Source organism: Haloterrigena alkaliphila, assembly GCF_017352155.2.
GTDB lineage: Archaea > Halobacteriota > Halobacteria > Halobacteriales > Natrialbaceae > Haloterrigena > Haloterrigena alkaliphila.
Map to the genome: position 1 here is coordinate 175,827 of NZ_CP084319.1, position 19,819 is coordinate 195,645.

Consider the following 19,819-nt stretch of genomic DNA (forward strand, 5'->3'; position numbering starts at 1 on the left):
TGCCGGCGCTACGCGGATGTGCGAAAGTCGGTGGTGTACATTGCGTAGTTTTCGATCGCGTCCTCAAGAATTGAGAGACGATAGAGTGCGAGTTCCCAGTCACTTGCGGTTTTCTTGAGATTTCGCGTCTGCGAAGCGGTATCCGTCTCTGCAGCACGGGTACGGAGTTCGTCGGGAGAGCCCGCGTTATAGTCAGTTTCCCAGTCTTCGATTTTGGACTGTAACTCAATCTTCAAATCGATCAGCCCGTCGCGGTCATGCTCTTCGAGAAGGTCCCGAAGTGTTTGTATCCGTGTGTGAAGCGGGTCAGGGGAATAGAACGCGCCATCGTCGCGTTCTGTCTTCAGCAGTACGTTCAGGGCGACAAGTCGTTCAAGGTGGTCGCGTGCTGTATTCTCTGCGACGTGGGCCTCATCCGCGATATACGCTACCGGGCGCGGTTTAGAGACTGTAGTCGCAATTGATCGAACCCGGTCGAACGCTGTTGTGTGTTCTTTCCAGGCTTCAACACCCGGGCTCTGGTCGGTCATGGCTCCCCGTAATAGAGGCGGCGCAATAAATCTATCTCCAGATAATATAATTGATACCATCTTTTCGACTGAAAAACTGAGTAAAGAACCGTAATACCAACTACTGCTAAGGATTCATGTTATGGGCACCCCCTGTACTGAGCGGCAACTACAGTTGCTTATGGAGCGTCTCGCTTAAAAGAAAGACGGAGGTTCGATTGGTCAGAGCGATATCGACCATTCGTGATCGCAATTTTGACAGACGAAATCCGCTATCGCCTTGCCGTCCGAGACGTATTTTGTAACTTTCTCTCCCAACCCTCCGTCACAATTCGGACACTCTGAGAGCATCCTCTGTGGAACGTTTTACTATTTAGGTGGATCAAAGTTGGGGATACTACATTCGTAAGTTGAGTATCGCTGGCTGTTCACTACCTCTCGATGATCTCCGGAAGTTCCTTGTAGAGACGCACATCGATGACCTGTTCGTGTGAGCATCTCGATACGCGATCGCGTACGGCGCACACCGCATCAGGCTATCGTTGCCAGCGTTGTTGCCTTCCATGCTCGCGCCTCCCACTCACGGTGGCCAGCCTCGTCCCACGATTCGCTGTTATCGATTCTCTGGAGTGCGCTTGAGGGCGGGATCCCAATGTCGAACGGACCAGACTGCTTCCAGTCGACGAATCGGGCAGCGATGTCTTCAGGCTCGAATGTTCCGTGTTCCGCGAGGCTGCGAGTAATAGAGAGTGCCATTTCTGTGTCGTCGGTGACCGTTCCCGCAGGCTGCCCGTAGGTCCCGTGAGCGAGCATATCGGTTACCCGCCCGTGTGTTTCCTTGATTCGGTCTGGACCCTGAAATTCGACTGGGCGTCCGAGTGCATCGCCACATGCCAGCCCCAGCAAGATTCCCTGTGCCCGTGATCGACAGTCGTTCGCCATACGTGATACTCACACATTTGGTTGCTAACTATTGTGGTCTGGATATACTCGAAACGTCGTTGGTCCTTCGGTGTTTGCTCGTCGAACTCGCTGATGGCTGTAGGCGTGCGCATCAGTAGGTGCGCCGAGGAAGGTCAGCGTATTTGAGGACCGGTGGTGGACCCAACTAACGCTGTTTCAAATATTGGGCTGTCTCGGGTTGTCGTTACAAAAATATGTAAGAAGTAATGATTATCCCTTGGTGTCGACACCCGTAAGTTGCTTTATCTATACTTGTTCTTGCCTCTCATCTGTCTTCGAATAGTTGGGGACACCATATCCGACCTTCCGACCGACCGTGGCAAGAGCGGGGAATAATATTCGTTGAATCGAGACCGGTATATCAGCCGGTCGCATCTCATTGTGGAATTCATCGAGCAGCACCGCTCCGACCAGCGGGTTGGCGGGCATCCCGTCAGAATCGAGACCGTCCTCCCGATCGAGTTCCACCATTGCCTGGAGGAACTCTTCGAACCGGAGTGCCGGCCGATGTTCAGTCGTCATATGGACTTTGTCATCTCCGGCGTTCCAAAACGTGTGCGGCGTTCCGGCGGATACCGATTTTTCGTCTCCCGGTTCCAACAAGACCTCGGAGTCCTCGAGGGCGACACCGAGTGTTCCCTCGTGAACGACGAATCGTTCGTTCTGCTTTGGATGGCTGTGAAGCGGTCGTCGTACACCAGGGTCGAGATACGTATCTATCCGTAACAGTTCCCCGTCCGTATCCGCAGCAGTATCTCGGAGTACGAACCGCTCCCCAAAAGTGGTTTCAAGTGCGGGTTCTGCTTTCCTGTGGTCTGGTGACACCATCGAGACTCACTCGTCATGTAATATGGTACCACAGACCAATATTTCTTACCTATTCATCTTTTAGACCACTTTTCGGATTAGACGAACGAAGAGAGGAACAGAGACATCAAGAATGGGACGGAACTGGACCGCTACGAAGTGGTCAGTTTGGAATCGATCGGCGCTTTCTACACGTCTCTCCCATCAGGTGAACTGCTCTGCGATCTGAGCAGCTAGCAATCGATTCTTGTCAGGGCCTCTCTGGATCGCACTTGAGGATGGCACGTCTACCGCTACATCTTAGATTGGAGACCGACTATCATTGCTTCGTGATCTGAGAGCCACTAGCAGAGATACGGTCTTAGAATTGATAACCAAATATCTAGTGGCGAACAACCCACGACCAAAGTTGTCGATCGCGCTTTCGAAGAGGAGACATATATCGCTGGTGTCGACTCACTCGCTTCTAGGTCGCCGGATTGAATTCACTCGCCGAAGACTCCGCCGGCAACAACACGTATTGGTGGCCAACGACCAATAAATACGATATGACCGATAGTTCGGATGTGCTGGACAGTGTAGAATTTCCGTCGGACGCGCCTCGAGACGGCTGCTTCGACGCGATCGCCGCTGCACGTGAGTATATCCACGAACACGACGGCGCGACGAAGGACGAAATCATGAGCGATCTCGTTCCCGAGGAAAACTACCCGCTCGGCCATAACGGCGTCGCCGCGAGCGCCAAGGGATTCACTACTGGCTTTCGGGACTGGTGGTGGGGTGACATCGTCGCACCTGGGCTACGGGCATTGCCTGATATCGACGCGCCAGAGGTTGAGGGCCGTCTCTGGCTCCCGACTGATCAGGACGATCACTGATGGGTTTCGGAAACCGAACAAGTGCTACGAGAGAATACCGAGTCAGAAAGTAGGAACTCGGGGAATGCCAGCATCGCGCGAGTATGACGGCTGATTCGGGCGACTACGCCGTCGGTCAGACCCGAACTACTCGACGATCTTTCGGACCTCCTCGGATTTGAGGAAAGGCACCTGTGATTCGGTAGTCGATGTGGTCGTGAGCAGCGAGATAGGCAACCATCGTCTCGATGCCTTCCGTGAGATCGGCGACGGGAATGCGAGCTTTGCTGGCAGCGCTCTGCTGCGTGTCGTTCTGATACTGTAGTTCGGTTGCGACCGGGATCAAGCTCTGGATCACTATCTAAGTCAGGGCCTACAACCTACAGGTGCTCTCTGCACTGGTGACGATGGGACTCGCAGCAGCCGCCATCATCATGTTCTTCCGGACACGTGACGAGGTCGCCAGTAGTGGATAACCCGATCTCCCTCCAAACCTGACCTATAACCTCCTGCTTCCGCTCGTTCCAGTTTCACCCCGGTTGGATCGCCTATATACCGATCCGTGTACGATACTGAGTGGAGAGGGAGACGCTCACGTCACCCTGATACAGTCACACGCGCTCCCTCCCCTCATCAGACATCATCTCCCTCAACTCATGTCCACGGCAAACCCACCGTCTCTCGGTACGTGTCCGTTCTGCCATGCCGAGATCACAACATCCGATGTGATTCTCGAGTACGAAACCGAGACCGGACCGGCAGTATATGCTGAGTGCCCGGAGTGCCGTGACGTCGTGAATCCGAAGTGATCCTCATATCCATGATATTCGAAGGTATAGACAGGCTGCTGTCCCGGACAACCCAAGCAGAGATCGTATACGAGTGCCGACGCTGCGGAACCACCGTCGACAAAGATACTGAGATCTGTCCTGCCTGCGGCGCAGACACGATCGTCCAACACCGGATCCCCTGACCGATGGCAGAGGAATCCGACCAGATTCTGGACGTTGTGGCGGAGAACCCGGGAGCCACCGTCGAGGAAATCACGGACCTGGTATCTGATCACGGCATCTCCAATACGGATGTCCCGAACCTCCTTTCGGAGGTAGTCACCAACGAGGATCTTCTCGTGTTTGATAGCCGGTACTGGGTGATGCGGACAGGCAAGTATCAGTTTGATCGATACGACCACCCGAAAACCTGAGGTAGAGACTGGGAAACGCGTCTCTGTCGCTATTCCTACCTGATTCCCGTATCGCACAGGAATTTAGCCGCTCCACGACACCCGTATTTGGATCTGCGGCTGCTCGGGGAGCAGTCTCTACCTTGAATCTCTCACGTCGCTATTCAGAGACGAGGTCGTCTACGTACTGGTCCTCCCAGTCGCGTCGCGCTTCAATCTCACGGGTGCCGCGGCGTGTGACTGAGTAGACGTTGGTACGGCGATCAGCCTCTCCTTTCTCAACTAGTCCCTTGTCGACGAGCGTGTCTAAGTTCGGGTAAAGTCGGCCGTGGTGGATCTCTTTCTCGTAGTAGTTCTCGAGTTCGTCCTTGATCGCTAATCCGTGCGGTTCCTCAAGACCTGCTACAACATACAACAGGTCGCGCTGAAACCCGGTCAGATCATACATATCAGTACTCATGGTTATCAGTGGCTTAAAAACACTGGTGGCAGCGTCAGTGCTGTTTCGTTAAGCGTGAAAAGTGAGGTGGTAAGATTTTGCGGTTCTACTCCCGAAAACCGACCGTCTCAGCGGGTAGAGCGACTGGATCGATTTGAGTTTTGTGGAGAGAGAGCCGACACCGCGTCAACTGATGGAGCTCTGTATTCGACTCCATCTTGATGGTCTCTCGCTTTCGAAGAACGTTCGAGGATATCTGTCACCGAAGGAAGGTTCCATGTAGAGCCGGAACAAGCCTGGTCCGTATATCGAAGTTGGTACGGCGCACATGCCTGGAACCCTCTCCGTCGGCCTGCAGATTTGCTGCATAACAGACTCCGTCAACTCTGGTATTTTCAAACGTCATGCTTTCGGTGAAAGTAGCACCCGCAAGTTCGAGATCTCCTTCGAAAGTAGCATCGACGAATCCACCTTTCAAGACGAGATCACAACAGGCAACTCTGAAGAATAGGCCACCAGTCTGCTCGGTTTTCAATATCAAAGATGCGGTTCCTCCATCACCCCGTTCAGTTCGAATGTATGGGCTCTTTTGCTAATCCCAACCGGTAGTTCTACTTTGACTCACCTGGGTCAACGATTCGTTTGAGAGTGAACAACTGCAGGTCGTCACGGTCCGACGCTTCATCACGAACAGATTGTGTGAACCCGTTTCGCGCGAACAGGGCATACTGGTGTTCTACCTCATCATCGGGCGACCATCGGATCTCCTCTGTGTGGTCTTCAAGCGAGGCAAGCGCACCGTAATCAAGTGGCGCGGACGTGAACTTGCACTCACCCGTTACCATCGTCCCGTCTGCATCAAACCCAACTACATCCACTTCGTACTCGTTGTACCACCAGCGGCCGATATCGGTGAACATCAGCTCAGGGTAGAGATCCGGGAGGATGTCCTGACAGCGGTTTTCAAACTCCTGACTCACGAAATCCGCCAGTTCCGGTTCGATAACCGTCTCGTAGGCGTCGGCACCCAATCGCTCGTAGCGGTCTTCGTTCCCGTAGACGAACCGGAACCAAAACCTGAACAACGGATCGAGAATCCGGTACCGCCCTCGGCGTGACTTTGTCTTGTCCTCTGTCACCGGAACCTCACGTTCGACCAGTCGCAGCCGCTCCAGTTTCTGCGTGTACGTCGAAATCTGTTTGCCATCGATCCCGACTGTTTGTGCGATCTCGTTCGACGTGGTATTCCCGGCGGCAATCGCTTTCAGGATGGCGAAGTATCGATTCGGCTCCGTCAGCTCAGTACGGAGCACGTATTCCGGTTCGTCATGCAAGAATCCCTGCCGTGACAGCAACGACTGCTGGATGACTGTTCCGAGGTCACTACCCAGGTCGATGCCGTCCAAATAGTACGGTGTCCCGCCAAACACGCCCCACGCGAACAGCAACTGTTCGGGGCTATAGCTCTCGGGAAAGAACGTCCGCACGGCAGCAAAGTCGAGTTGGCGGAGATCGATCTTCTCGGTGAATCGGCCATACAACGGACTGTTTCCGAGGAGTGTTGCCTCCTCCATCATACTGATCGAGGATCCCACGAGCACGAGCGTCACGCCCGTGTCACGCAACTCCTGATCCCAGAGTCGCTGGATAACCGACGGAAGACTCTCGTCGGCGTCAATCAGGTACGGGAACTCGTCCAGCACGATGACTGCATCTTGGTCGGCGAGATACCCGAGTAGGGATTCCCACTCGCTCTCAATCCGGTCGATACCCGGAAACGACTCAGCCGCTACGTCTACGAACGCGTCCAGTTGGATCTGCCGAGTCGTCTCAGTCGCTTGGTACAGAACGGCGTCATCACGGTTTGTTAGTGACTCGCGGACGAGTTCGGTTTTCCCGAGACGGCGACGCCCGAAAATCACGACCATATCAGCGTCGTCTGACTCGTAGCAGTCTCGAAGCCGACTGAGTTCATTCTCCCGGTCCACGAATCGCTCCATATCCTTTGACTGCCGCCCAGCCAGATAAAACTCTCGAATAGACTAACACAGAATAGGCTAATTGAGAATAGACTAACTGGAGATTGTCTTCAGATATAATTCAGTGACAGCAGAAACAGCCCACTATTGCCGTGGTGACTTCAAGGACGGCTAATGTCTCGCTTCCGACCGGCGGCTCCTGTGTGTCGCTTATCCGTCGTCTTGCTCGGTAGTCCAGTACTTGACTGGCATACCCGGCATCGTCCCGATCGCTCTCTGCAACAGCTTCGAACGATTTGCGCGAAATCTGCTCTATCAGCAACTCCCCGTCTTCAATCCGCCACGCAAACGGCTCGGTAGGATCTATCCCCCGCTCTTGCAATATCTCTCCATCCACGCGTAAAGACATCACGAGCTCGTCACCATAGTCACGTGCCTGGTCACGGTTCAACACCAAGTTATCCAGATACCCATCACCACCTGGCGTAGGTGTCGCCCACTCGACTGTCCATTCAGATCCCACGTGATGTACAGACATACCAAGCGATAGGTTGTGGGGGAAGAAAATCAACAGGGCCTATTCTGTGGATAGATGCGGTAAGCGCTCTTGGATGGTGACGAGTACATCGCTCCGTTCATCAGTTGGGGTCACAGCAACCACTTCGTAGGTGTCCTCGTCGTAGTTGAGTAGTCGAAGCAGGTAGTGTGTTCGGGAATGCCAGTTCGTCTTTCGGCTCCTCTCATAGTCGAAATCCACAGCTTCGACAGCGTGGTTCACGGTCTTCTCATTGAACTGCTGTTCGTTCGCCATGTATTATTCGTAGGTCCACGCGTCAATTTCACCGGCGGCAACGAGGAACCAATCGACAGGAACGCGATGAGTGTATCTGTCGATAGTGTACGTGGTTTGTTCTCGCTTCACTGGCTCAGTGAAATGCGGTTCTGTCGTCTGCGGGGCGATCTCGTCATTTAGAGCCATAGAGATGAGTATGACGAGTACCTACCGGATCGGGAGGGTTAGCTCAGCTAGATGGCCTCGGTTGTTCTGGAGAACTGCTCCAGATGGGTGTTCTCCATCAACGTAAAAGCCAGTCTCAGGCGTGTAAGGGGCTACTGTGAGATGTGAATCCCTGGTAGTGATCGCTAACTGTAGTGAGTCACCATTGTCGAGGACTTCATGGACCGTTGGCAATTCGAGTTCAAGACGAGTCGGTTTATCCACTTCTACAGCAGTGATCTGCTCTTTGATGAGCGATGTAGACCCATCTGATACTTTTTCAAGCCCGGCAACGAGCCGTGTTGTTTTCCCTGTTGGTACAACTCGCATCGACAGTTTCGGTGTCCCAAGGATTTCCGATACGTCCTCCACCGGCACATCAATACGGACTACCTCACGGTCAGGATCCGGTTCATTGCGGAGTTGAACCTTCCAGCCCTGCGGCCTATCACTTGACAGCTGGTACGTCTCCTCAGTCACGTCACTGGGTGGGAACTGATCGGCTTGTTCGAACGTATCCTCTTCTTCATTGTACAGATTGACCTTAGCTAATCCATGGTCACCGTCACCCTTCAGATGTGCATCCAGCCAGTTGAGAACGGCTTCTGAAACAAACCTGTTCTGAGTCTCTGCCTGGTCATCAGTCTCGTCGATTTCTCCAAGGAAATGGCCACTATGATTATCGATTATAAGACCATCCTCAACTTCGTCCGAGAGACCTTGGAAATTTGCTACCGCTTCGTTCGGGAAGAACAGTCGATCATACCATCCATGGACAATGAGTGTTGGTGTAGATACCTGATCCAAGTAAGAAATCGGAGACCGGGTGCGATAGTACTTCCGTGCCTCCTCGTTCATTTCCATAGTATTCTGTATACTGTTGGATATTTCCTGATGTTCAGGATGGATCTCTCGGCCTTGGACTGCCAGTACGAGTGGGTAATACCAACCCCACTTCAGCACACCATTTGGAGCAAGCGAATAAGCCAGATTATGCCAGGTGATGCGTGGAATTATTGCATCAAGTCGGTTGTCGAAGGCAGCCGTTCGGAACTGAATACCGCCGCCGTACGAACCGCCATCCATCCCGATCCGAGGATTGTCCTCACTATCTGTGATCACCTGATCGTGGCCTGCAAGCCACGTGATTAGTTGACTTGCATCTTTCTGATGCCGCTCACTTGTGGAGGCTACTTTTCCTTCGGAGTCACCGAAGCCACGGGAATCGTAGACTAGCACCACGTACCCGTTCGCAGCGTAGTACTCGGCAAGCTCCTGCTCCCCGTCCCCTTTTCGAGATCCTCCCCACCCATGGGTCATTAGAATCGCTGGGTGAGGACCTTCTTCTGTAGGTTTGTAGAGAGAGGCTTTAATTTTTATCCCATCGAACGATTTAATACCGACGTCTTTGTCTTTGGTGTATTTCTCGCTGCTGACCGAGGGTGCTGCACGAACTGGTGTCGTAATCTGATCAAGAGCAACTGGACCACCAACTGCTCCGGTAGCAGCGATTCCGAGGAATTTCAATACTGTACGCCTGTTTAGTGGGTCTCCTTTCTCTGTCATGTGAGCCACACCATCTGATTGGTGTTGCTTGTTACCCATAGCCAAAGCACCAATTGTTTTTTCGCTGTTAATTCTTGTTAGAGTGTGGTTTATGGATAATAAGTGGTAGGTCAGGCCTCAAGATCGTGAGGCTCTGGCTCAAAGAAGAACACTGTCTCGATGTGGATATTCTCGGTCAGTGCTTCAAAGCCAACGTAGAACGCTACCAGGATGAGAAGTACGAGGGGAGCAGATTCCTGATACTGCAGGCTCACTGGGTCAATTGCGTGCTTGAGCTGGGAGTCGTATGGGAGTCCAAGGGTATTCTCTGTGTTCCCGATTATGAGGCCGATTCCGAGCAGGATCAGTTTCTGCAGCCACTCTGCTTCCTCTGCTCTGTTCACTCTATATCACCGGCATTTTCTCTGATGTCTTGGGTCCAAGTTTCGATCTGGTCGTGAGTGGCGTAGAATCCAAGCTCTGTGAGTTCCTCGTAAATCTCTTCGATGACTTCCTCCTTCGAATTCAGATCATCTGGTTCGTAGGACTTTTTGTTGATACGCTCTTGTGTAGCACTTTGTTGATTTCACAGCGTAGCTTTGACAGCATGTTTGAGGGCTTCTCTCCCTGGTTTCCGCAGTAGCTTGCGTCGAAGTTGAAACGCTCGGAGATACTGTGTAAGCTTATCTTTTGAGATGCCTCGATGAGGCGAGAGCCACGGTCGCAGCAGCGATCCGTGGCTCTCGCAGGTGTTGACGTGTACGTTTTCGTCAGCGTATTCGCCGTCGCCGTGGACGACGTATTCGCGGTCGAATGCGTCGTCCTCGGCAAGTGGATCGTAGGCGCGAAATCCGTCAGTGTAGACGGTCAGTGGCTCCTTCTCGCGGTTTGCGAGAAGGAGCCGAATCGTCGATTCATCGGCTGATTTCGCTGGGATCACGTATCGATCGCCGGTGCCACGATCGACGATCGTGAACACCGGCGTTTTGTCCTGATCGTACGATCCTCGTCCACGTGTGGACAGGCCACGCGAGCGCGACTCTTGGTCGCGCTCGCGGCCTTTTAGCCCTGCAGAAACGTAGACTTCGTCGATTTCGACCGGACCAACGAGGTCGAGCGAAGGCGCGTCGAGCGCCTTCGTAAAGCGCTCGACGCGCTGGTAGATCGTTTTGTACTGGACGTCGATCTCTAGCTGAAGTTGGCGAAGACTCGTGTTAAACCGAAGAAACGCATAAATCGAGAACAGCCACTTTCTGAGTGCGACTTTCGAGTGGGCGAAGATTGTGCCGGTCTTATCGTTGAACGTGCGGTCGCAATTCTTACAGAGATAGCGCTGAAAGTGCCCATAGCTGCCGTTCTTGACCGCCAGGTCAGAACGGCAGCGAGGGCAAGTAACACCGTTACGCCAGCGAACCTGCGCCAACAGGTCCGCTGCGACCGATTCCGACCCAAACACATCTAGCGGAATCATGCTTAACGGACACCGCTGACGCGGTGTCCTTGCTCTCTTCGATTCCACAGCGATAGCTGAGCAGTATCAACAATCTCCTACAGAAGAGCGTTGTTGATAATTCATTGGATGTCAGTTAGGCGTTTCGGGGTCTCGTGGTCGCTTATTTCTCAACCGCTTTCCTGTGTGAAGTAGATAAAGGGAGCAGATCCGGATCCATTCACTCACCGCATTGTGGAAACGCAAATCAGAACCTCGATGAGAGCCTTTCTATTGAACTCTTCGAAGCTCTTCTCAACTAGTCCTAACCAAATGAGGGATCCGTGGTCTACTATGACCGTTTGTTAGCCACCGCTACGAGCTCTGCTTTCGACAAGGGACTGATCTCGACTCGATCGTCTTCGGCCGTATAGAAGATCGATACAGTGACGGGACGATCACTGAACCATTCTTCGAGGACGTGATAGTAGACGCTGAGCTGGATTCGAAACTGGGACTCGGCATGCCGACTGAGATCCGTTTTGAAGTCGACGATCTCGACCACTTCGTCGGTCACGTGAACCAGGTCGATAATCCCGGAGAGCGTGATCCGTTCACCGTCGACCTCAAGCGGGAGGTACGCTCGCTCTTCGACGCGCAGCTCTCCCGGCAGACTGTCGAGGAACGCTTCGATGTGTTCTTCGTCGTCACTCCCAGGAGTCACGTCCTTGCCGAGCGCGTAGTCCTCGGCGAACTCGTGGACCTGTGAGCCGAAATCCTTCCCTCTTCCGTCCGAAACATCCTCGAAGATACTGTCGTCCATCAGCGAGTGTGGCGAGTACCCGTCCGGTCCCGCTGGATCGGGAACGTTGACATTGAGTTGCGTATGACTTTCCTCATCGATATCGACTGCCGAAATGGCCGGCTCGAGTAATTCGACATCGACCGGCAACTCCTCGAGGAAGGTATTCGGTTCGTCGCCTCCTGCGAACAGGAGGTGGTTTTCCGCCCGCGTCATCGCGACGTAGAGCAGGCGCCGTTCCTCGTCGTGCTCGGTCGGCCGGCACTTGCGGAGGACGTCGGCTCGCCAGTTGTCGTAGACGTGGGGGTCACCGTGGGCGTCGGCGTAGCACTTCCGCTGGCGAAGCCCCGTCGTTTCGGAGTACGTGATCGTGCCCGCGGAGCCGCCACCGGGCGGGAACTTGCCGCTGTTCATGTTCCCGAGGATCACGATCGGATACTCGAGTCCTTTGACCGAGTGAATCGTCTGGACGATAACTGAATCAGCACCTGCGGCGGCCTGCACCTCTTCAGTGTAGCCATTCTCGACACCCCGTTCGATGATCCGAACCAGGTCGCCACGCGTCATCGTCGTCGACTCGTGGATCGACTGGATCGTCGTGAGGACGACGTCCGCCGTCGTCCCGTCGTAGCCGTACCGATCGAACACGCGGCGAGTGACCGCCGTGTGGGTCTCGAGCGTCGACAGTTCGGTGCGAAACGCGTCCATCTCGTCAGGATAGGCGTCGTGATCGAGGACGTACTCGATCTCGTCGAGCGTATAGCCGGCCCGTTCGAGCACGACTGCCCAGCCCCGGTCGGCATCCGCATCGTCCTCGAGGATGCGCAGCCACGCCAGCAACAGCTTCGCCTGATCGGTTCGAAAGAGTTCGATCCCGCCTTCGTAGGCCATCGGGAACTCGTATGCCTCGGCAGTGGAGAGCAACTCGCGGCCGAAATCACGGGTTCGGGTGAGGACAGCGATATCGCCGTACGTCGGTGGCCGCAACTCACCGTCGTCTTCAACCGCGTACTCGTCGTTGCCGACGATCTCCTGGATCTTCGTGAGGATCGCCTCGTGCTCGTCGGCGTGCTGAACGGCCTCGATCCGCGAGTGATCGCGGTCAGTGTGTGCGGTTAGCGACACGACGTCTTCGAGGACCGACTCTCGATCGACCGACTCGTTGCTGCTGCCCGGTGTCACGAGCGCGTGCTCGGAGAAGTCCAGGATCGATTGCGTCGAGCGATAATTCCGGTCGAGTTCGATCGTCGTCACGGGCTCGAGCGGGAACGAGATCCGATCGGCGTCGTCGTTCAGTTCGCCGGCGAACCGCTTCAGCCGGGACTCGAACTCGGTGATGTTCTCGATCGCTGCGTACTGGAACGAGTAGATGCTCTGTTTCCAGTCGCCGACGACGCAGACGTTGTCAATCCCAGCCAGAAGCAATGCGAGTTTGAACTGGATCTCGCTCGAGTCCTGGAACTCGTCGATCATCACGTACTCGAACGCGAGGTCCCCGCGGAGATCGCCGTCCTCACAGCACAGGACGAACGCGAACAGCTGGAGGAACGAGAAGTTCAGGTAGTTCCGTCCGAGTGCGAACTCGAGATACTCGAAGTAGATGTCGTGGACGAACTCGATAAGGTGGTTGCGGTCTTCGGTGAAGACCCGTTTTGCGATCTCCGCTGGGACAGCCTTCGAGCCGTACTCACCGCGGAGTTCGCTTCGATCGGGAGCATCCGGCAGGTAGCACTTGTTTCTGCCGTAGCCACCGAGCCGCTCGCGGAGCGTCGACTGCTTGCTGCCGCCGTTTCGCGGCCGATTCACCTCGTCGAACGTCTCCTTGAACGCCTCGAAGTCGCCCTCGAGGGCGTCTCTGCCGTCACGATACCAGCCGTCGTCGGTCGGAAAGATCCCTTTCGACGCGAGGTTGTTGAGCAGGTCGAGCAGTTCCGTCGGATCGGAGAGACACCGGAGGAGGTCGGCGTACTCGTCGTGGTCGTCGCTGAATCGATCGACGAACTCTTGGAAGTACTCCCCTTCGATGGTCTCGTTCTCGAGGATCCGCGTCGAGCCGGTGATCGCGTCGTCGATCCCGAGATAGGACGGCGCGTGGAAGCCGTGCTGATCGAGGATGTCGTTACACAGACTGTGGAACGTCTGAATCGGCGCGTCGTTGAGCGCCCGCATATCGTAGTCACACTCCGCGACGATTCGGTCTTTCATCTCCGTCGCCGCGTTGCGCGTGAACGTGATCAGGAGGATATCGTCGGGCTCGACGTCGGGCTGGGCGACGATATTCGCGTAGCGCCGGGTCACTGTGAACGTCTTGCCGGTCCCGGCGCCGGCATCGACGAGATACAGTCCGTCCGTGCTCTCGATGAGTTCCCGCTGCCGATCGTTCGGCGACGGCGGCTCGTCTGCTGACCGCTCTTCTGTCGGCGTCGTCATCGCCGCACCTCCGCGTCCTGATTGTCGGTCGCAGCCGGATTCCGTGCGTCGGGTCGAGCGGATCGGGGTTCGGTAAGCAGCATATCGCGGTTGTCTACGTAGCGGTAGTTCGGTTCGCCGGCGCGGCCGTCGACTGGAAAGCGGTCCTCGCCGCGGCGATAGCGGTTCAATTCCTCGAGTTGTGCGTCGACGAAGCGCTCGAACGCGTCGAGATCTTCGACGAAGTACCCCTCTTTCCGATAGCTGCAGAGATGTCTGAACGCTTGCATACAGCCCGTCCTGACGTACTTGTAGTCTCCGACGTCGTCGATCAGGCGTTCGAGAAGCGCCTCGCCGAAGGGGGAGTCAGCCATCTCGTCCGCGTCTCGCGTTCTCGGAACGTCGTGGGTATCGAAGACGGACAGATACGTCTCGTAGTCGGTTTTCGAGAACGTTTTATTGCACTTGTTCGCGGCATCGTCTCGGAGTTCGTCGAAGACCGTTCGGGACTGGACGAACTCGTCGAACGTGACCGGATGGTACGTCACCGTCGTCATGCAATCCTCGAGAGAGCCGCCGCCGGTGACGATGTCGTCGAGCGTTTCGAGGAAGTGGCAGAACGTGAACTCGAGGTGTTCGTCGGGCCGTTGTCGTCGCCAGTACGTGAGGTAGCACAGCGCCTGGAAGTTCGGCTTGTCACTCGGCTCGTCGATCGAAGCGTGTTTCGTAACCTCTGACGCGGACTTTCGGTTCCCGCTCTTGAAATCGACCAGCTGCGTCGGCGACTGGACGAGGTCGATCTTCCCCTTCAGCCGAAGCGCCTCGTCTTCGAACCACCGTTCGGTTACCGGTGAATCAACGGGTCGATCGAAGTAGTCTGCGAAGACGTTCGTATCCCTGCCGCTCGCCGGCGTCAGGAATGCCGTGCTGTCCGGCGCGTATTCCTCGAGGTAGTCGCAAATCGTCTCGAGGCCGATCCGATATCGCGTCCGCTGTATCTCGCGGTCTATCGTCCGATGAAAGGCACGCGTTTCCTCGATCATAACGTCGACGACATCCTCGAGACGCGCATCGTCGATGAACCCGGGATGGTTGACGACGAACTCGGCGAAGTCGTGAAAGCGGTTCCCTTCGACGAAGTAGTGCCTGTCTGGCGTCTCCGTGAGCCGGCCGAAGCAGTAGTCTCGCGGCGAGTTCGCGTAGGTGTTCAGACTCGACTGGCTGACCGTCTCAACATGTTCAGGTTCGACGTCTGTTGCCAGCGGCTCCCGGGCGAAGCCGTCACTGGTCGTTCGGTTCGTTCGAGCGTGACGAATCGACTCGAGATCGCTGAACCGTTCGAATTCGGTCTCGAGCAACTCGTCGAAGTACAGACACGGCGTGACGGGCGAGCCACCGGCCGCATCCTGGACGAGATAGTGCTGTTTGACACCGCTCTGGAGGAGCGACTGGAAGCCGTCGATGTTTCGCTCGTACTCCTCGTCGCGGTCGACCCACGGCCGGTTTGGCGAGTCGTGGGTCCAGTCCTCGTCGAGTCCCAAATAGAAGATGACCGTCCGGTCGACGAACGAGGCCGACTTCGCATCTGCCAGCAGGACTCCCTCGTTGTCCCGATCGATCGGCACCTCGTAGGTCTCGAGGTAGAAGGCGAGCCGATCGATTGCGCTCGTCGTGATCGGTTCCGCGAGTAAGCTGAGTCGCTCGAGTTCATCGCGGAACGCCTCAAGCGAGCGTCCTGTCCGCTCCTCGTACGCGTCCAGCGCCGCTTCGAAGGTGAGCGCGTCCGATCGATCGGTGAACTCACGAAGCCACTCGATCTCGGGGTCATCGACGTCGACGAGTCGCTTTTCGTCGTGCTCGACTGGTACTGTCGCATTGAGACACGAAAGCAGTGGCTTCACGGAGCGAACGCGGGTATCGGAGCCAGCCGTCGAACAGCGCAGCAACTGCACGAACGCGCGGTGGTCCCGGTCGTCCATGAAGCCAGGGCCGCCGTAGTATGGAATATCGGCTGTCTCGAGCGCCGATTCGATGAGCGGCGAATATTCGCTGCTCGCGTCGAGGACGATGCCGATCTCGTCCGCGTTGTCGCGAGTAACGGTGTTGAGAATTGCGTCTACGATCGCTGCCGGTGACTCGAAGATTCGAAACGCTGGGAGCTCGAATGAGTCTTCGGTAAACCGATCGATCGAATCGTACTCGTCGGGAAGAATCGACCGCTCGAGGTTCGTCAATTGGGACTCACCGACGACCGCGACCGACTCGTCTGTGCTGACATCGATCTCGTAGTCTGCGAGCAGTCGTGAGGACGTCTGCAACGAGCTGACGATATCGACGACGGTTCTCGTCGCCGGCGTGTCGAACGCCTCTTATTCGAGAATTGAGTCGGCACGTCCCCGGTACTCCCAGCACTGGAGGACGTTCCCGACGGTGTAGGCAATTTCCTTCCAGCCCAGATCAGTCTCGTCGATCACCTCGAGGAACGCGGTCCGGTCCTCTGCAGTCTCTCGGCGGCGTGTTGCGAGCCGTCGGGGTGTGATCGCAAAGGGACCGAAATGAGGGCGTTCGAGGCGCCGGTTGAGGGCGTCCGCGAGCGGTGAGTCGGGAACGATCACGAGGTCGTAGTCGGCGACCTCGTGATACAGTCGATCGATCGATTTCGACTGCTTGAGTGACACGATGCATACCATGTTGGTTCACCAAACAATAAGTTTGTATATCAATCATTGTAGATGACCTCCGCTATATAGCCCTCCACGCTAGCAAATGGGGTGGGTCAGATTAACAGAAATTTGACAGAACAAAGATTACCAGTCGAATATAATATCCGATAGCTGATGTCTACCGATATCGACTCTAACTGCGAGACATATGATGCTCTCGAAGACCTGCTGGAAAGCAAACCGACCGGATTACTTGCGAAAATCCTTCCTGGGCCGCTGTACCGGATATTCTTTGGATCCTGGCCACCTGACTCGGATCTAGTTGCATCTTGAACTCTTCGTCGCACGATTCGGGATCGTGTTCAGTAGTCTCGGGCGGATCGCCATACCCCTAGGTTTCAAATACAGCGCCGTGGGAGGTGACCAAGTCGTGCCATGAAAGCACATACCAAGACGATGGAGGATGCCCTCAAGGAGGGGGTGTTCGACATCCCGGCTTACCAACGCAGTTTCTCGTGGGGGGAGGAGCAACGACGGGAATTCCTCCAAGACATCCGCTATCTCCCAGTAGAGAACAACCACTTTTTCGGCAATATCATTCTCGACGAACAACCCGACCTGTACGTGTCCGAATCAGGAATCCGAACAAAAGCCTACGACGTTGTTGACGGCCAGCAGCGTCTGACGACAGTCATCCTGTTTCTCCGTGTGGCGTCCGAACTTGACGAACAAGTGCGTGAGCAACTTGAATTATCGAACTCGCTGTTCATCCCAGAAGATCGACCGCGCCTACTCCCTCAGGACCAAGATCGGCAGTTCTTCGAAGACAACCTCCTCGGCGACGCAAACTACGCGCCCGAGACGCCGTCTCAGGAACGATTGCAACAGACATATCAATACTTTCACGAGGAGCTCACACGGATAGCGGACGAAGACGGGATTCCAGTACGGGAGATGGCCGATCGCCTCCGCCACAACTTCAAGATCAACATCGTCGAAACCGAGGGTGAATCGGAAGCCGCGTTCATTTTCGAAGGGCTCAACGACCGGGGGAAGCCATTGTCGTCGCTCGAGAAGACCAAGAGTTTGCTCGTCAGCATGGACGGGCGGGCGAACCGAGATGGGGAATTCAACGAGAACATCGACAGGCGGTTCGGCGAAATCTATCGGAAACTGTTCGTGCTTTCGGATGGCCATCATCGATCTCGTGACTTCGATGAGGACGCGTTTCAGCGGTTTCATTGGGGGACGTACGACGGGTACGAGTCCAACGAATTCTTCAATAGCTTCGAGACGCTCAAACGCCGTCTGTATCAACGGTACCGAAGCGAAGACTACGAAGGCGTTTGTGAGGAGATCGAACGATACTCGCTTCGACTCCGTGAAGCCGCTGGCGCGTTCGAGACACTTTTTCGACCGGAACACCACTCGCCTACGATACGGGAACCACTGTTCAAATTGCTAGAACTGGGTCGCCTCACGAACGTCGTTCCTATCCTCATGGCTGCGTTCCTCAGGTACGGTGACGACCGGCCCCAGCAAATGCGGGCGATCATCGATCAGTGTGAGACGCTCGTCTTCCGAGTGTATTCGATCGACCGACGACGATCAAACACCGGCCGGAGCAAGCTCATCGACCTTGCAAATGCGATTCACTCCGACCCGTCACATGGACTCGACGATACTTTGGACCGACTCGCCGAGATCACGCGAACGTACGCAGACGACGAGCGATTCGAGCAAGCACTGACGAACCGGGTGTTCTACAAAAACGTCCCCAGCCGAGATATCCGATATCTCTTGTACCACTATGGTCAGCACCTCGAAGTGGATCGCTCAGAAGAGACACAGCCACCACTAGAAGAAATTCTCGGGCAGAATTTCCATGTAGAGCACATACTCTCGCGGAAATTACCAGACGACGCAATACCGAAAGACATCGACGACTTCACCGAGTATGTGAATCGACTCGGGAACCTAACGATAGCCAATCAGTACTGGAACACCGAGTATGGAAACTTGCCGTTCGAGGCGAAAAAAGAGGCCGATTCACACCGCGAAGTCGCGTACGGAAACTCAAATCTTCGGGCTCAGCAGGCGCTCGCGGATTACGACGAGTTCACCGGGGCAACACTTGAGACACGTGAGTGCGAAATCGTCGAATTCGCACTCGATAATTGGGCGCTCGAAGATGAACCCGAACTCTCGCTAACCGCGTAACACTTTTTTGTGCAGTGGAAGTTCCGATATTTCCCGCCGATGAAAAGTAGTCTTAGAGATCACACGACCATTCCAAAAACTGACCAGATACCGTTGCGAACGCCGCGAGCGCGAAGTTCAACTCGACCTGCGAAGCTTCGAACTCAACCGCGACTCGATCTACGAGCGTCCTATCGAATGCGACTAGTAAACGAAGTGCCGTAGCGACTTTCCCCAACAATCCTCAATCGTTCTGGAAGTCTTGATACAGGCGGATCAACGTGTGGACGTCGAGCATCGACGCGTCCGGGAGTTCATCACGCATCGCATCCCGAAGATCACGACACGCGAGCACAATACGGTAGTACTGTCGTGTGTCGAAACCCATGTCGAGCGAGTCGACGATCAACGATCCACAGGCCGTTCAGGAACCCCATTCTAACCCAAAGGAGTCAGTGACAACGGCTGACGCCAGCTGGTGATTGTGATCGTCACGTGTAGCTAGCGCGACAACGTCTACTACGCGATTACGGGAGAAGTACTTCGTAGCCATGTGACTCGTTCGCTGGAAACACGATGTGGAAACGCCGCGAGCGACGCGGGGGGAGAGAAAACGCTCACTCGCGGTGTACTAGGGTGAGGTCGAGGAGTGTCGCGTCCGTGGGCAACGCGACAGGTGCTACGACGGCCGCGAATCACTTGCATCCGGTGCCAACAGGGATTGGTCGGGTCGGCAGATGCTTGGGATACCTCACTGGCTACGGACTCCCGATCGGAAGCCCGTGAGGCCGTCGCATCTGTGACTCGTCGAGTCCACGCTCTCCGGAGTTGCCCGATCGAAACCGTCACGGAGGCGGCTTCGACTCCCGCTAGCAACACACCACGATTGTAGGATACAGGAAACGATAAGGACAATCGAACCTGTCGGTCATCCCGTCCCGTACTCGAACATCGACTCTAGAATTGCATATTGTATCGAGCAGAGGATATCATACGCTCTGGTCCTGTAACGGGTTCTGACAAGTAGTACGAGATCAT

At 55.3% G+C, this 19,819-nt stretch carries 16 protein-coding genes and 2 pseudogenes; 6 read left to right on the forward strand and 12 right to left on the reverse strand.

Going from position 1 to position 19,819, the window contains the following annotated elements; all coding sequences use genetic code 11:
• Positions 1 to 8 precede the first annotated feature (8 nt).
• The 3 genes from J0X25_RS38375 to J0X25_RS38385 form a co-directional block, all read right to left on the reverse strand.
• Positions 9 to 530 (reverse strand): DUF7342 family protein, encoded by a 522-nt coding sequence (locus tag J0X25_RS38375; protein ID WP_226777027.1) that lies wholly within the window; start codon positions 528 to 530, stop codon positions 9 to 11.
• Positions 531 to 1,040: 510 nt separating this feature from the next.
• A complete protein-coding gene (locus tag J0X25_RS38380) occupies positions 1,041 to 1,451 on the reverse strand; it encodes an ADP-ribosylglycohydrolase family protein (RefSeq protein ID WP_345778481.1) in 411 nt (136 codons plus the stop codon).
• A gap of 267 nt (positions 1,452 to 1,718) precedes the next feature.
• The gene (locus tag J0X25_RS38385; protein ID WP_226777028.1) at positions 1,719 to 2,300 is read right to left on the reverse strand and encodes a cupin domain-containing protein; all 582 of its coding nucleotides are present in this window, start codon (positions 2,298 to 2,300) and stop codon (positions 1,719 to 1,721) included.
• 527 nt (positions 2,301 to 2,827) lie between these two features.
• Here J0X25_RS38385 and J0X25_RS38390 point away from each other — a divergent pair.
• The 3 genes from J0X25_RS38390 to J0X25_RS38395 all read left to right on the forward strand — a co-directional run bounded on the left by J0X25_RS38390 (position 2,828) and on the right by J0X25_RS38395 (position 4,340).
• The gene (locus J0X25_RS38390) at positions 2,828 to 3,157 is read left to right on the forward strand and encodes a hypothetical protein (RefSeq protein ID WP_226777029.1); all 330 of its coding nucleotides are present in this window, start codon (positions 2,828 to 2,830) and stop codon (positions 3,155 to 3,157) included.
• A 635-nt stretch (positions 3,158 to 3,792) separates the two neighbouring features.
• Positions 3,793 to 3,945 carry a DUF7837 family putative zinc-binding protein gene (locus tag J0X25_RS40060; RefSeq protein WP_486606265.1) on the forward strand — a complete coding sequence of 51 codons (153 nt, stop codon included), beginning with the start codon at positions 3,793 to 3,795 and terminating at the stop codon, positions 3,943 to 3,945.
• Positions 3,946 to 4,112: 167 nt separating this feature from the next.
• Positions 4,113 to 4,340: a hypothetical protein gene (locus tag J0X25_RS38395; protein WP_226777030.1), complete on the forward strand. Its 228-nt coding sequence runs from the start codon at positions 4,113 to 4,115 to the stop codon at positions 4,338 to 4,340.
• A 139-nt stretch (positions 4,341 to 4,479) separates the two neighbouring features.
• Here J0X25_RS38395 and J0X25_RS38400 read toward each other — a convergent pair whose 3' ends face one another.
• On the reverse strand, positions 4,480 to 4,767 hold the full coding sequence (locus tag J0X25_RS38400; protein WP_226777031.1) for a PadR family transcriptional regulator: 288 nt from the start codon (positions 4,765 to 4,767) through the stop codon (positions 4,480 to 4,482).
• Positions 4,768 to 4,906: 139 nt separating this feature from the next.
• Between J0X25_RS38400 and J0X25_RS38405 the strand changes: the two are divergent.
• Positions 4,907 to 5,008, forward strand: a pseudogene (locus tag J0X25_RS38405) (IS6 family transposase); the annotation flags it as partial.
• Between the two features lie 361 nt (positions 5,009 to 5,369).
• Here J0X25_RS38405 and J0X25_RS38410 read toward each other — a convergent pair.
• The 8 genes and pseudogenes from J0X25_RS38410 to J0X25_RS38445 all read right to left on the reverse strand — a co-directional run bounded on the left by J0X25_RS38410 (position 5,370) and on the right by J0X25_RS38445 (position 16,597).
• A complete protein-coding gene (locus tag J0X25_RS38410) occupies positions 5,370 to 6,758 on the reverse strand; it encodes an ATP-binding protein (protein WP_226777032.1) in 1,389 nt (462 codons plus the stop codon).
• 100 nt (positions 6,759 to 6,858) lie between these two features.
• Positions 6,859 to 7,275, reverse strand: a complete 417-nt coding sequence (locus tag J0X25_RS38415; RefSeq protein WP_226777033.1) for a hypothetical protein — start codon at positions 7,273 to 7,275, stop codon at positions 6,859 to 6,861.
• A gap of 39 nt (positions 7,276 to 7,314) precedes the next feature.
• The gene (locus tag J0X25_RS38420; RefSeq protein WP_226777034.1) at positions 7,315 to 7,548 is read right to left on the reverse strand and encodes a hypothetical protein; all 234 of its coding nucleotides are present in this window, start codon (positions 7,546 to 7,548) and stop codon (positions 7,315 to 7,317) included.
• A gap of 189 nt (positions 7,549 to 7,737) precedes the next feature.
• A complete protein-coding gene (locus tag J0X25_RS38425) occupies positions 7,738 to 9,339 on the reverse strand; it encodes a CocE/NonD family hydrolase (RefSeq protein WP_226777035.1) in 1,602 nt (533 codons plus the stop codon).
• A 71-nt stretch (positions 9,340 to 9,410) separates the two neighbouring features.
• Positions 9,411 to 9,683: a hypothetical protein gene (locus tag J0X25_RS38430; protein WP_226777036.1), complete on the reverse strand. Its 273-nt coding sequence runs from the start codon at positions 9,681 to 9,683 to the stop codon at positions 9,411 to 9,413.
• Between the two features lie 182 nt (positions 9,684 to 9,865).
• Positions 9,866 to 10,750: an IS1595 family transposase gene (locus J0X25_RS38435; RefSeq protein WP_226777037.1), complete on the reverse strand. Its 885-nt coding sequence runs from the start codon at positions 10,748 to 10,750 to the stop codon at positions 9,866 to 9,868.
• Between the two features lie 310 nt (positions 10,751 to 11,060).
• Positions 11,061 to 13,940 carry a UvrD-helicase domain-containing protein gene (locus J0X25_RS38440; RefSeq protein ID WP_226777038.1) on the reverse strand — a complete coding sequence of 960 codons (2,880 nt, stop codon included), beginning with the start codon at positions 13,938 to 13,940 and terminating at the stop codon, positions 11,061 to 11,063.
• Positions 13,937 to 16,597, reverse strand: a pseudogene (locus tag J0X25_RS38445) (PD-(D/E)XK nuclease family protein). The gene J0X25_RS38440 and the pseudogene J0X25_RS38445 overlap by 4 nt, the downstream one beginning before the upstream one ends.
• 159 nt (positions 16,598 to 16,756) lie before the next feature.
• On the opposite strand from J0X25_RS38445, the gene J0X25_RS38450 reads away from it, so the two are divergent.
• The gene (locus tag J0X25_RS38450) at positions 16,757 to 16,915 is read left to right on the forward strand and encodes a hypothetical protein (protein WP_226777039.1); all 159 of its coding nucleotides are present in this window, start codon (positions 16,757 to 16,759) and stop codon (positions 16,913 to 16,915) included.
• 102 nt (positions 16,916 to 17,017) lie between these two features.
• Entirely contained in the window at positions 17,018 to 18,802 is a 1,785-nt protein-coding gene (locus tag J0X25_RS38455) for a DUF262 domain-containing protein (protein ID WP_226777040.1), read from the forward strand.
• The last annotated feature ends 1,017 nt before the right edge of the window (positions 18,803 to 19,819 follow it).

What these genes read in the sequence shown, in the direction of transcription:
- J0X25_RS38385 (WP_226777028.1), bottom strand. Translation starts at nt 2,300, where the DNA reads ATGGTGTCACCAGACCACAGGAAAGCAGAACCCGCACTTGAAACCACT.
- J0X25_RS38420 (WP_226777034.1), bottom strand. Translation starts at nt 7,548, where the DNA reads ATGGCGAACGAACAGCAGTTCAATGAGAAGACCGTGAACCACGCTGTC.
- J0X25_RS38410 (WP_226777032.1), bottom strand. Translation starts at nt 6,758, where the DNA reads ATGGAGCGATTCGTGGACCGGGAGAATGAACTCAGTCGGCTTCGAGAC.
- J0X25_RS38400 (WP_226777031.1), bottom strand. Translation starts at nt 4,767, where the DNA reads ATGTATGATCTGACCGGGTTTCAGCGCGACCTGTTGTATGTTGTAGCA.
- J0X25_RS38375 (WP_226777027.1), bottom strand. Translation starts at nt 530, where the DNA reads ATGACCGACCAGAGCCCGGGTGTTGAAGCCTGGAAAGAACACACAACA.
- J0X25_RS38390 (WP_226777029.1), top strand. Translation starts at nt 2,828, where the DNA reads ATGACCGATAGTTCGGATGTGCTGGACAGTGTAGAATTTCCGTCGGAC.
- J0X25_RS38425 (WP_226777035.1), bottom strand. Translation starts at nt 9,339, where the DNA reads ATGGGTAACAAGCAACACCAATCAGATGGTGTGGCTCACATGACAGAG.
- J0X25_RS38395 (WP_226777030.1), top strand. Translation starts at nt 4,113, where the DNA reads ATGGCAGAGGAATCCGACCAGATTCTGGACGTTGTGGCGGAGAACCCG.
- J0X25_RS40060 (WP_486606265.1), top strand. Translation starts at nt 3,793, where the DNA reads ATGTCCACGGCAAACCCACCGTCTCTCGGTACGTGTCCGTTCTGCCAT.
- J0X25_RS38440 (WP_226777038.1), bottom strand. Translation starts at nt 13,940, where the DNA reads ATGACGACGCCGACAGAAGAGCGGTCAGCAGACGAGCCGCCGTCGCCG.
- J0X25_RS38380 (WP_345778481.1), bottom strand. Translation starts at nt 1,451, where the DNA reads ATGGCGAACGACTGTCGATCACGGGCACAGGGAATCTTGCTGGGGCTG.
- J0X25_RS38450 (WP_226777039.1), top strand. Translation starts at nt 16,757, where the DNA reads ATGTCTACCGATATCGACTCTAACTGCGAGACATATGATGCTCTCGAA.
- J0X25_RS38455 (WP_226777040.1), top strand. Translation starts at nt 17,018, where the DNA reads ATGAAAGCACATACCAAGACGATGGAGGATGCCCTCAAGGAGGGGGTG.
- J0X25_RS38415 (WP_226777033.1), bottom strand. Translation starts at nt 7,275, where the DNA reads ATGTCTGTACATCACGTGGGATCTGAATGGACAGTCGAGTGGGCGACA.
- J0X25_RS38435 (WP_226777037.1), bottom strand. Translation starts at nt 10,750, where the DNA reads ATGATTCCGCTAGATGTGTTTGGGTCGGAATCGGTCGCAGCGGACCTG.